This is a genomic window from Dysgonomonas sp. HGC4 (assembly GCF_001261715.1).
Lineage (GTDB): Bacteria > Bacteroidota > Bacteroidia > Bacteroidales > Dysgonomonadaceae > Dysgonomonas_A.
In genome coordinates, this window is record NZ_CVRU01000082.1 from 16,424 (window position 1) to 30,127 (window position 13,704).

Consider the following 13,704-nt stretch of genomic DNA (forward strand, 5'->3'; position numbering starts at 1 on the left):
TAGATTTAAATTATACATGCTAAAAAAAGAAGACGATCATATTACAGGAAGTGTCGACTGGTTTATAATAGTTTTATATTTTCTATTAATAATTGGGGGATGGCTTAGCATATACGGTGCAAGCTACGACTACGATCATGTAACTAGTTTATTTGATTTTTCGGGTCGTGCAGGTATGCAACTTGTATGGATGGGAATATCAATTATAATCGGTTTTGTATTACTCAAGTTAGATAATAATTTGTATGATATTCTGGCTTATTTCGTATATGCATTTTTCATTGCTTTATTGATAGTCACCATAATTATAGCACCCGACATAAAAGGCTCTCGATCTTGGCTCGTTATAACAGATTCTATACGCCTACAGCCTGCCGAATTTACCAAATTTGCTGTTGGCTTAGCGATAGCTAGATTTATGAATAGCTACAATTTTAAATTGCTCACAGCAAAAAATCTGCTGATATTATCTATAATGATAATATTGCCAATGGTGCTTATTATGCTTCAAAAAGAAACAGGATCAGCTCTTGTTTTTGCAGCTTTTATACTAGTTCTATACAGAGAGGGCTTACCGGGAATGGTTTTATTTTCGGGAATTTGTGCAGTTATCCTATTCATTATAGGATTAAAATATTCGGATATTGATGTGGGAACTCTCACAATGGGAGAGTGTATATCTATCCTTTTCATTATTGTCGTGACAGCTATTCTGACAATCAACTTTCGTAAAGATTATAAGACAGCATCTTTTATATTATTAGGAACAGCCATATATGGAGGTATTTGCTATGTAATTTCTCTCTTTGATATTTATATAAATTGGGGTATTATTTCCATTACTGCTATCAGTGCAGTTATAATATATTTACTCATTACAGCAGGTCGTGAGTGGTCTAAAACCTATTTATTCTTAGCTCTATTTGCTATTGGTAGTATTGTGTATGTTAGCTCTGTAAACTATGTTTTTACAGATGTTCTACAATCGCATCAACAAATACGGATTAAGGTTTCTCTAGGTATGGAGGACGACTTAATGGGGGCAGGATACAATGTCAATCAATCAAAAATAGCAATAGGTTCAGGTGGAGCATTGGGTAAAGGTTTTTTGAACGGAACGCAGACCAAATTAAAATATGTACCTGAGCAAGATACCGACTTTATATTCTGCACAGTAGGAGAGGAGCAGGGTTTTCTTGGGTCTGTGTTAGTATTACTTGGATTATCGGCTCTTATAATTAGGGTATTCTTTTTAGCAGAAAGACAGAAAAACACCTTCGGACGAGTCTATGGATATGGAGTTGGCTCTATATTCTTATTCCACTTAACAATAAATGTTGGTATGGTTATAGGATTGTTACCCGTTATTGGAATTCCCTTGCCATTTTTTAGTTATGGTGGATCTTCATTATTGGCTTTTACAATTCTTTTATTTATATTCTTACGTCTAGATATGGCTAGAAAAAGGAGATAAATACTTTCTGTTTCATGCCATATTGTAACCAATACAGACTCCTATAATAATCCCTATTACCGTCAAGCTAATTCCCAAAAAGATAAATACAACACCATGTTCAATATTTGACCAATTGGATGGTTGACCTCTATTTACAACTCTAGAGATAAATTTTATAACACTTGGAGAAAACAAATCGAGAAATAATGTAGTTATTACTCCCAATAAACCTCCACTAATAATTCCTATTAATACAAATACAAAAGTTCTCACAAATAAATCCTCATAATTAGTTAGCCAAAAACAAAAAAGAATGCCAATATAGACATTCTCTTTTGTTTAATGAAATCGTAAGATATAGATTATTTCTTCAAATAGTCGTTTATATGTTTAGCTGTCCTACGTCCCGATGCTATACTTGTTACCACCAAGGATTGTCCACTAACACAATCTCCGGCTGCAAATACTTTCGAAACATTAGTTAATCTGTTTCCGTCAGTAGCAATATTTTTACGAACATCATCTACTTTTACACCAAGCTCGGCCAACAGCCCATCTTGAATAGGGTGTATAAAACCTAATGCAAGAAAAACATAATCAATTTCCAAGATTTCGGGTTTTCCAACTTCTTTCATCACCATTTTTCCAGAATCATCTTTCTCCCAAGCTATTTCTACAAGTTCAACACCTGTTAATATTCCATTTTCTCCTATGAAGCGTTTGGTGTTCATCGACCAACGACGCTCACAACCTTCAAGATGAGAAGAACTAGTTTTCATTACGCCCGGAAATGGTATTGGCCAACTATTTTCTAATTCATCCAATGTTGGAGGTTTAGGCATAATTTCTATCTGCAAAATATTAGCTGCTTTTTGACGATTAGCTGTACCAATACAATCCGATCCAGTATCACCACCACCAATTACCAATACATTTTTACCTTTTGTATTTATAATCTTATCTACTGGAACTTCTTCTTTAGCCACTAATCTGTTTTCCATCGTCAAATACTCCATAGCATAATATACACCTTTCAGCTCTCTGCCTTCAACGGGTAAATCACGAGGAACTTGCGAACCGATAGCTACACAAACGGCATCATTATTTTTGATTAAGTCTTTGCCTTTAATATCTATCCCTACTTCGGTATTGGTTACAAATTTAATGCCCTCGGCCTCCATCAATTCAAGACGACGATCAATGATATTTTTATTCAATTTAAAGTCAGGAATACCAAAGCGGAGTAGACCTCCAATACGGCTATTCTTTTCGTAAACAGTAACATCATGTCCCATTCGATTCAATTGATTAGCAACAGCCATTCCCGATGGACCTGAACCTATTACTGCCACTTTCTTTCCTGTTCTTAGCTTTGGTATAAAAGGCTTGATATATCCTTCCTGAAAAGCATGCTCTAAAGCAGACGCTTCATTCTCACGGATAGTTACCGGAGATTTATGCAAAGACAAAACACAAGTTTTCTCACATGGAGCAGGACAAATACGTCCTGTAAACTCAGGAAAGTCATTTGTTTGCATTAGTACTTCTGCTGCTAAACGCCAGTTTCCTTTATAAATATAATCTTGCCACTCAGGCATTTTATTTCCAAGAGGACATCCCCATTGACAGAAAGGTATTCCGCAATCCATACAACGTGAGGCTTGTTGCTGTCTGTCTTCTGAGTTTAATGTTTGCTCTACTTCTCCGAAGTCGAGGATACGTTCTTGACGAGGACGGTATCCCGCTTCTTTTCTTTTTACTGTTAAAAATGCTTTTGGATTTCCCATGATTCCCCGTTATATTATGTATTGTAAACTATTTATTACCATATTATTCTCAATAACAAGCTTTAGTAATATTACAGACCAAAGCAATAAAAAGATCTAAGACCTTAGTAGTCAAATTCTACGTTTGCAATTTTCTTTTTCAAAGCTTCCATTTTTTCCTCTTGAAGAACTTTCTTATACTCGATAGGCATAATTTTTATGAACTTATTCACTTCTTCATTCCAGTTTTCAAGAATACTCTTCGCTAATGGGCTTTTAGTATATTTATAATGTTGAGAGATTAATTGATGCAGTTCTTTATTGTCAGTACTATCTTCAATTAAAGAAAGTTCTACCATTTCCATATTACAGAAGAAATCAAAATCTCCATCTCCATTATATACATAAGCAATTCCACCACTCATACCTGCAGCAAAGTTTCTGCCTGTTTTTCCTAAGACAACAGTACGTCCGCCGGTCATGTATTCACAACAATGATCACCTGCTCCTTCAACAACAGCTATTGCTCCACTATTTCTTACGCAGAAACGTTCGCCAACCTGTCCGTTAATATATACTTCACCACCTGTTGCTCCATACAATAAAGTATTTCCTGCAATAATATTATCCTGAGGTTTGTAAGTTGATGTAGTAGGGGGTACAATCACGAGTTTACCACCTGACAGCCCTTTGCCAACATAATCATTAGCATCACCTTCAAGCTTGAAAGTTACTCCATGAGAAAGGAACGCTCCAAAACTTTGTCCCGCAGATCCTTTAAAGGTACATTGAATAGTATCGGTAGGCAGTCCGTCATTTCCATAACGTTTTGCTATTTCACCCGAAAGCATAGAACCAACAGCTCTATCTGTATTTTTTATGGAACGAGACAGTTCTACAGGCATGGCTTTTTCAATGGCTGGACGAGAAGTTTTTATCAATTCAACATCCATTACTTCCTGTAATTTATGATCTTGTCCTCTAACTTGTTTTACAGCGTTCACTTTAGCAGCTTCGGGGGAGTAAATGATTCTCGATAAATCTAACTTACTCAATTTACTGCTCGAATTATCTTTTACATATTTCAGCAAGTCTGTACGTCCGACAACCTGATCTAAAGAAGTAAATCCAAGAGCAGCTAGATGCTCACGTACCTCTTGAGCTAAGAAGCTGAAATAGTTAATCAGGTACTCACTTTTTCCAATAAATTTCTTTCTCAGTTCTTCATCCTGAGTAGCAACACCTACAGGGCAAGTATTTATATGGCACTTACGCATCATTATACAACCAAGAACTATCAATGCACTTGTAGCAAATCCAAATTCTTCTGCTCCAAGCATAGATGCAACTATAATGTCATGCCCTGTTTTTAATTGTCCGTCGGTTTGTAAACGTATTTGCCCACGTAAATCATTAATTACAAGTGTTTGTTGAACTTCAGCTAATCCGATTTCCAAAGGTAAACCTGCATGCTTGATAGAACTTACAGGACTTGCTCCTGTACCGCCTTCGCACCCACTAATCAATATAAGATCAGCTTTTGCTTTTGCAACTCCGGCAGCAATAGTACCCACACCACTCTCGGATACTAGTTTCACACTCACAATAGCTTGTGGATTTACATTTTTCAAATCGAAAATCAGCTGTGCTAAATCTTCAATCGAATAAATATCGTGATGTGGGGGAGGAGATATCAATGAAATTCCGGGAATAGAGTGACGTGTTTTTGCAATCACTTTATCAACCTTAAATCCGGGTAATTGACCACCTTCTCCGGGTTTTGCACCCTGAGCTATTTTTATTTGAATTTCGTCTGCATTTACCAAATATTCGGTAGTTACCCCAAAACGACCTGAGGCAACTTGTTTGATAGCCGATCGGGCATTGGTAGCAAAACGTTCGGGTAGTTCTCCACCTTCACCTGTATTACTTTTTCCTCCGATAGCATTCATGGCAATAGCCATTGCCTCGTGAGCTTCACGGCTGATTGATCCGAAAGACATGGCTCCCGTTACGAAACGTTTTGTTATTTCCGAAACCGGTTCTACTTCGTCAATGCTGATTGGATTATTTGTGTCGAAATCTAAGAAATCACGTAAGAATAGTTTTTCTTCTTTCTTATCAATGGATTCTGTGTATTCTTTGAATTTCTTATAACTACCCAAACGTGTAGCTAATTGAAGCTTTGTTATAGTCTCCGGATTCCAAGCATGATCTTCACCATCACGCCTCCAAGCATATATTCCTTGATTGATTAACGAACTGTCAATATAATCAACTTCATACGCTTCGTTATGAGCTTCGATGGTATCAGCTGCAATATCTTTCAAGTCTATACCTTCGATTTTAGAAGTCGTACCCTTGAAGTATTTATTTATAACAGCAGTGCTAATTCCAATTGCTTCAAACAGTTGAGCACCCAGATAACTTTTCAAAGTAGAGATACCCATTTTAGAAAGAGTCTTCAACAATCCTTTGTCGATAGACTTAATATAGTTCTTTTCAGCTGTATGGAAATCTAGTTGAATTATTCCATTTTTCACCAAATCTTCGAGAACTGCAAATGCTAAATAAGGATTGACAGCATTTGCACCGTATCCGAACAATAGAGCGAAGTGCATCACTTCTCGAGGTTCGGCAGATTCTACCACAATATCAATCTGCATACGTTTACGTCGATCTATCAAATAATGATGAACCGCAGAAACTGCCAAAAGTGAGGGTATAGCCACATGATTGACATCGATACCTCTATCCGAAATAATGATATAGTTACTTCCTTTATCTACAGCCTTTTCAGCTTTCAAGCATAAATCTTCGATGGCTTTCTCTAAACCTGCTGCTCCATCTTTAGGATTGAACAACAATGATAAAGTTTCAGCTTTGAAGCCTTTATATTCGATGTGTACTAAAAGGTCTAATTCACGATTAGTAATAATAGGGTGCGACAAACCAACCATTTTACAATGCTCGGGCATAGGCTCCAATATATTTTTATGAAGCGACCCTATGTAACCAGATAATGACATTACCAATTCTTCACGAATCGGATCAATTGGAGGGTTAGTTACTTGTGCAAATAACTGACGGAAGTAAGTAAATAAACGATAACGTTTACTTGATAATACTGCCACAGGAGTATCATTCCCCATAGAAGCTATTGGTTCTTTACCATCCACAGCCATTGGTGTAATTATTTTCTCAATGTCTTCTTTGTAATATCCGAAGACCTTGAGATGTTGAGAATAATTATCCAGAGAGTATTTTATACTTCTTCCTGAAGAAATATCATCTAAGGAAATTCTATTTTTATTTAACCAATCTCTATATGGATAAGCTTTTGCTAAGCTTTCTTTTAATTCAGGGTCATATTGGATAGTTCCTTCCTGAGTATCTACCATCAACATTTTACCCGGTTTCAAACGCCCTTTTTCCTTTATTTCGGAAGGTTCAAAAGGAAGAACTCCCGTTTCAGAAGCTACTACCATTATATCGTTGTGAGTGATAAGGTAACGGGCAGGGCGAAGTCCGTTTCTATCTAGCAAACCTCCTGCATAACGTCCGTCTGAAAACAATATTGTTGCAGGTCCATCCCAAGGTTCCATAAATATACTGTGATATTCATAGAATGCTTTAAGATCGGAAGATATAGGGTTCTTGAAATTCCACGATTCAGGAATCATCATTGCCAAAGCATGAGGTAATGATTTACCCGACATCACTAGAAACTCAAGCACATTGTCAAACGAAGCACTATCGCTCATACCATGTTGTACGATAGGCCATATTTCTTTCATATCTCCAAAAGAATCGGATTTAACAACACTCTCACGTGCTTCCATCCATAGACGGTTACCTCTGATAGTATTTATTTCACCATTATGACCTACCATTCTGAATGGCTGAGCCAAATCCCATGTAGGAAATGTATTTGTACTGAAACGTGAATGCACTAAAGCTATTCCGCTAGTAAAATTCGGATTCAACAAATCGGGGAAATAATGCCTCAATTGAAGAGAGGTAAGCATCCCTTTATATATAATCCTCTTAGTTGACAAGCTGACAATGTAAGAATTACGTTTATCCTTGATAGTAGAACTTAAAATAACTTTCTCTATCTTTTTTCTCAATAAATAGAGTTTCAATTCCAGTTGATCTTGCGACAATCCTTCTCCTGTAACAAATATCTGTTTGATAGTTGGCTCACTCGCTCTGGAAGTTTCGCCCAGAATGTCACTATTCACAGGTACATCTCTTACTGCCAGAAGGCTTAATCCTTCTCTTTCGATAAGATCCGAAAGGGTAATCATATAGATTTCGGCTTCCATTTCGTCCTTTGGGAGAAATACAAGTCCGGTACCATAATGTCCTTTTTCGGGAACGGGAATACCTTGAAGAAGAATAAATTCGTGTGGTATTTGTAGCATAATACCTGCACCATCACCAGTTTTGCTATCGGCACTCTCAGCTCCACGGTGCGTCATATTTTCCAATACTTGTAAACCATTTTCTACAATGGCGTGTGATTTAGCTCCTTTAAGATGTAGAATTAAACCAACACCGCAAGCATCGTGTTCATATGTGGGGTCGTATAACCCGTTTTGCTCTACTAATGATAAGTTTTGCATATTACTTAGTTGATATAAGATAAGTGAATCAATATTTCTATTTTAGCCGACCTAAAAGACTAAAAAGACAATAATATCTGCAAATATAATATATTTTGTTACTTTTAAATTGTTTTTTTAGTCAAAAATTCAAATTTTAACAAAACAATAGAATTAAACACTCCATAATTTACTTTTTGAGAACTATTTACACCATTTAAGTGTTTTTATTCTACTAAAAAGCATATTTATAAAATAAAATAACATACATTTGTCGGAATTTCGACTAAAAAATCTAAATTAATAATATGTGTGGATTTGTAGGAGCATTCGATTTAACGCAAGATTTAACTAATCTACGTTCTCAGGTACTAAAAATGGCAAAACGTATTCGTCATCGTGGTCCAGACTGGTCTGGAATCTATTGTGGCAAGAAAGCAATATTAGTACACGAAAGACTTTCTATCGTTGATATTAAGTCAGGTGGTCAACCATTATATAATAAAGATAAGAATCTTGTATTAGCTGTAAACGGCGAGATATACAATCATCAAAATATACGAAATCGATTTAAGGGCAAATATGAATTTCAGTCTAATTCAGATTGTGAAGTTCTTTTGGCTTTATATCAGGAAAAAGGAGTAGCATTATTTGATGAACTCAATGGTATTTATGCTTTTGCCCTGTATGATATTGATAATGATTCATACTTGATTGGTCGTGATCATATGGGAATCATTCCTTTATATATGGGATACGATGATTTCGGACAATTTTATGTAGCTAGTGAACTGAAAGCACTAGAAGGTATATGCCTCAATATCAAAGAATTTCCGGCAGGTTATTATTATGATAGTCGCGATGGCGAGCTTAAGCAATGGTACAAGCGGGATTGGATGGAGTATGACAACGTAAAGGACAATGACACAGACTTAGAAGTTCTTAAAAAAGGACTGGAAGATGCTGTACATCGTCAATTAATGTCGGATGTACCTTATGGAGTACTGCTTTCAGGAGGATTAGATTCATCTATTATATCTGCTGTTGCCAAGAAATTTGCAGCCAGACGTATTGAAAATAACAATGAGACCGAAGCTTGGTGGCCACAACTTCACTCTTTTGCTATTGGTTTAGAAGGTGCACCCGATTTAATTGCAGCTCAAAAAGTAGCAGATTATATAGGAACTGTACATCACGAAATACACTTCACTGTAGAAGAAGCAATGGATGCACTTAGTGATGTTATTTATCATATCGAAACGTATGACGTAACAACTGTTCGTGCATCAACTCCGATGTATCTGCTTGCTCGTTTCATTAAGTCTATGGGAGTGAAAATGGTATTATCGGGTGAAGGTTCAGACGAAATATTCGGAGGATATCTATATTTTCACAAAGCACCCAATGCGAAAGCTTTACACGAAGAAACCGTTCGTAAATTAGATAAATTACATCTGTACGATTGTCTTCGTGCCAACAAAACGTTAGCAGCTTGGGGTGTCGAAGGTCGTGTACCTTTTCTTGATAAAGAGTTTATGGATATTGCCATGCGAATGAATCCGCAGGATAAAATATGCGGAAACGGAAAAATGGAAAAATATGCTCTACGTAAAGCATTCGAAGGATATTTACCAGAAAGTGTAACATGGAGACAAAAAGAACAATTCTCGGATGGTGTTGGCTATAATTGGATTGATACCTTGCGTGAAGTGGCTAGCAAAAAAGTGACTGACAAGCAAATGGAAAAGGCCTCAGAGCGTTTCCCTATTAATCCGCCTATGTCTAAAGAAGAATATTGGTATCGTACAATGTTTGAAGAACATTTCCCTTCGGCATCCGCTGCGGGAACCGTACCTTCCGTTCCATCCGTAGCGTGCAGTAGTGCCGTTGCTTTAGAATGGGATGCTTCATTCAAAAACAGAATAGATCCATCTGGACGTGCAGTAAAAACCGTTCACGCCGAAGCTTACGAAAATTAAGTCCTAAATATTTAACGCACATAAAAGCGATGTAGAAGCGATTCTATATTGCTTTTTTCGTTTACAAGCATTCTATTGAGTAATTTTGTGTTAGTGAGTAAATAATTTGAAACCCTAAATTATCCAACACATGAAAATTAAAAACACAGCTATAGAATTAATAAAAGGAGACATAACAACAATCCATGCAGATGCTATAGTTAATGCTGCAAATTCTTCTTTACTTGGTGGCGGAGGAGTTGATGGAGCCATTCACAGAAAAGGTGGTAGCCAAATTTTGGAAGAATGTAAAATCATTAGAAGCAAGCAAGGTGGATGCAAAACGGGTGAAGCTGTATATACTACCGCTGGTTTACTTCCTGCAAAATATGTAATACACACAGTCGGTCCCATATGGAATAAAAGCAATACGAACAATAACCAACTTCTTGCTAATTGCTACTATAATTCATTAAATATTGCCAAAGATCTGCAAATAACTTCCATTGCTTTCCCCAATATAAGTACTGGAGTTTATAAGTTTCCTAAAATCGAAGCTGCTGAGATTACAATTAATGCAGTAAAATCTTTCCTTGAAACGGAAAGTAGCCAATTAAAGACTGTTATTTTTGTGTGCTTTGATGATGAAAACTACAAGTTATAGGGCTCATGGAAAGTAGGGACGAAATGTTTAAAACAATATATAATTACATAATAACTAGATATTTAATTTTAGTTATATCAAAAGGAAATTGAGCCGTTTCTAAATTAAAATCATATTCTCCATGCATATTTACATGTTGCCAGATTATTATGGAGTTATCTTTTAATCTACAGATTTGTTTCTGTAATTCCGATGTATCTTCAATCAAAGTAAGCTTTTACAAAATACACAGATAGTTCCAAAGAACAATGGCATTCTGTATCAGTCACCTGCAACCTAGAGCGAATATCCTGTTCCTCTTTAGTCACATAGTTAAACTCCTGATTTCCTCAAAAAAATATAGCATTGGAAAATAAATTGGTTAATTCCATTCTGTTTAACTGCTTCTCTATCTCTTGTCTGAGAGGGAGTTCGTCACAGTATCTCAATAGAAATGAGGTTTTATAAATTCTTCCTGTTTCCTTGAGAGCTTTATGAAACGGATGCTGCCTGAAGTATGAACTTAGCCGTTTTAAAATATTGGATGGCAATGTTTTTCTAAAATTAATTGTGCAGAGGAACCTGAATATCTGATCCTATTGCTCTATGATAATCTTTTCATTGATATATGCCCCTTTAGATGGCAATATTTTAGATTCTTGGTTCTCATATATTTTTCTTTGTTTATCTCTAAATGTATATAATAATTATTCATGGTAATTCTTTATCCTGGGAATAAAATCAACTCCCAATAAATTACAGATTCCAAAAATAATTTTGGTATAACCTTGATTATCTGCAGTATGTGTATTAATAAACACATCTTCATTATGCAATAATGCGTCTATTGTAAAATTTGATTCCCTATCCTGAAGACTCTCCATCCTGCCATAGGTTGATCTTCCTTTGGCATCGATAGAACCATAAGCATAAACACCTTTTCCCGTTCCAAAGTTTTTGGAAGAATACTTGGCTTGTAATGAAGGCACCCCTACATTAAACTTTTGTCAGTCACTGGATGTATTAACCTGATCTTTATTGCCCAGATAAATTTCAGACAAGAGGATACTGTTGATTAAAGCTATAACTTTACGATTCGCTTCATCGATATTATTTTTACTGAAGAACCAACGTACAGTATGCCCTAGGATATCTGCTTCTATTCCTTCCGATATCCTTCCCATCTTTCGGATTTCGATATTACAACCCAATGCGATAATAGCGGCATATATGGCTTTTTCGGAAGGCGTACTCTTTGCATTCTTTCGATTGTAGTGGGAAAACGAAGAGATATAATCAACGTAGTATGTTATATCTGACAATATCCGACTCAAAGGGAGCAGTTTGTCCTTTCCGATAAATTCGGCTGTACTTCCCTCCTCTGAATCCGAGCTTTTAGGAGTTCTTACTCTAGCTGTACCATTGGAGTTAAATTTGATGTGCTCGTTATTCGGGATATTTTTATTGGTTATTTTATAATGGTTATCCAATAGCTTCTTCCAATCATCAAGGATTTCTGGTGGATTTTTGTTTAATACTGTAAGCCGGTATCTCTCAAGTAGTTCTACCTTGTTTCCCGTCCAATATTTCAGGGATATCATATAATCGTCTACAGATTTATATCTCTCAGAGAATAACAGATTCAGTGTGCCGGATTTGATCCCGTCGAATACAGCTTTAAACAGAAATATCTTGTACAAGTTGAGGCTAAACTGTCCATCTTCCGAGTAGATATATTTCCCATCGTCTTTATTTATAAGTCCGATCGAAACCATGTCTTCACCGACCTTTCTTGCTTTCTGCTGATAATACCTGATTGCCTTATATATCTCATAATTAGAGCTATGATGATTAAATTCCAGGATTTGTAATATCCTGGCAACTCTGTTTGCCAATCGTTTGTATATCTTATTTAGTTCTTCATAAAAGAGCCGATCTTTCAGATTTTTGATTCCGGTATTTTCCAGTTCATCCAATATTTTTTTACTTGAATTGAAGTTATCTCTATTGAGAATTTCCTTTATTAATTCCATTCTTTCATCAGAGCTGCTATACTTTTTGGAATATGTTATTTCCCAGATTCTATTTAACAAATCATTCTTGTGGGAAACAATACATCTGATTTTAACCAATGATTCTTGCTTTTTTAATTTAAAATCCTGGCTCAGAAAACTTAGATCGGCGTTTTTTTGCGTATCATTATAGAGTTTGCGTACGATTTCTAAAAAAGTATCCATAAAATAGTCCTGACGTATTTTATACTGTGATAGGAAATAAAAGAAACCATATACAATCGCTTATTACGAATATCCCGGATTGCATCAAATTGAATATGTTTTTTTAGTATCCAGACCGCATAGTAGTTGATCAGTTCATTGGATAGTAGATTTGAAGTGAAAAAATCAGATAATTTATCATGGAGCTCTTTTATATCATGGAAATTTTTCAGGCTTTCTCTAATCTTCGATGGGGGTACTTCTATTTTCTTATTGACCAAAAAGTCCACTAAGGCATAGAATATTTCTTTGGGTTTTAAGGTTGATTTAACCAATTCCTTAGCTTCTTTTTCAAATAGGATTTCCCAATCAGAAAAGGAATGGTAATTGCACATTTCCAGAATTAAGTGTTTATAATAGTTAGAGGTAATTCTATTATAAATCTTACCAATATCAATAGATCGATTTACACCACATAAATTCAGAACAGACTTAATATCTTCTATATAGAATTGATTTGGAGAAAAGAATTTTCTTCGTGCTATAAAATATCCGAGTGATAATATATAGCCGACCTTTGTCTGTGTTTTTTTTAAATTCTATGTTGCTTTTTCCAATTGGTAATGTAAAATATTCTTTTCTTTCCTCTTCTGTAAATTGAGGAGGTAAATCAAATGAAAGGATATCATTTGATTTTAAGACTTTTATTTTAGACATATTTTGGAATTGATGTTAAGGTTAGGTTTCTCAATATACAAATTAAAAAAATCCCATTATTGTGCTATAAATAGGGTATACCCTAAAATGACATATTAAATTTGACCTATTAAGATGGTGATAAATACGATGGAGATATTGCCAAATCTAAAATTATTCATTCTCTATGAAAGTTTGCAGTTCCGTATTTTATATATTAATCGTAAATTTCCATAATTACAACTATTATTCTGATTTATAGATTATTAACTTCTATTGTAACTTTATCATTTTGGGTTGTAAATTATCAACATCTTTGGTAATTGACAATAAATGCCGTTTCTCTTTTTCTTAATATCATA

General features: G+C 35.4%; 6 protein-coding genes and 2 pseudogenes. 3 read left to right on the forward strand and 5 right to left on the reverse strand.

Annotated features, from left to right (window positions below; translation table 11 throughout):
• Positions 1-16 precede the first annotated feature (16 nt).
• Complete coding sequence (gene rodA / locus HGC4_RS08140) at positions 17-1,474, forward strand: rod shape-determining protein RodA (protein WP_050709634.1); 1,458 nt, start codon at positions 17-19, stop codon at positions 1,472-1,474.
• A gap of 12 nt (positions 1,475-1,486) precedes the next feature.
• Here rodA and HGC4_RS08145 read toward each other — a convergent pair whose 3' ends face one another.
• The 3 genes from HGC4_RS08145 to gltB all read right to left on the reverse strand — a co-directional run bounded on the left by HGC4_RS08145 (position 1,487) and on the right by gltB (position 7,850).
• Positions 1,487-1,729, reverse strand: coding sequence for a hypothetical protein (locus tag HGC4_RS08145; RefSeq protein WP_050709635.1), 243 nt, complete (start codon positions 1,727-1,729; stop codon positions 1,487-1,489).
• An 89-nt stretch (positions 1,730-1,818) separates the two neighbouring features.
• Positions 1,819-3,243 carry a glutamate synthase subunit beta gene (locus HGC4_RS08150; protein WP_050709636.1) on the reverse strand — a complete coding sequence of 475 codons (1,425 nt, stop codon included), beginning with the start codon at positions 3,241-3,243 and terminating at the stop codon, positions 1,819-1,821.
• Positions 3,244-3,347: 104 nt separating this feature from the next.
• Positions 3,348-7,850: a glutamate synthase large subunit gene (gene gltB / locus HGC4_RS08155; RefSeq protein ID WP_050709637.1), complete on the reverse strand. Its 4,503-nt coding sequence runs from the start codon at positions 7,848-7,850 to the stop codon at positions 3,348-3,350.
• Between the two features lie 287 nt (positions 7,851-8,137).
• Between gltB and asnB the strand changes: the two genes are divergently transcribed.
• Positions 8,138-9,808, forward strand: coding sequence for an asparagine synthase B (gene asnB, locus HGC4_RS08160; protein WP_050709638.1), 1,671 nt, complete (start codon positions 8,138-8,140; stop codon positions 9,806-9,808).
• Between the two features lie 130 nt (positions 9,809-9,938).
• Positions 9,939-10,451 (forward strand): O-acetyl-ADP-ribose deacetylase, encoded by a 513-nt coding sequence (locus HGC4_RS08165; protein ID WP_050709639.1) that lies wholly within the window; start codon positions 9,939-9,941, stop codon positions 10,449-10,451.
• A 329-nt stretch (positions 10,452-10,780) separates the two neighbouring features.
• Here HGC4_RS08165 and HGC4_RS19060 read toward each other — a convergent pair.
• Positions 10,781-12,667, reverse strand: a pseudogene (locus tag HGC4_RS19060) (Tn3 family transposase).
• A pseudogene (locus tag HGC4_RS19255) lies at positions 12,652-13,227 on the reverse strand (DUF4158 domain-containing protein); the annotation flags it as partial. The pseudogenes HGC4_RS19255 and HGC4_RS19060, both read right to left, overlap by 16 nt.
• Positions 13,228-13,704 lie beyond the last annotated feature (477 nt).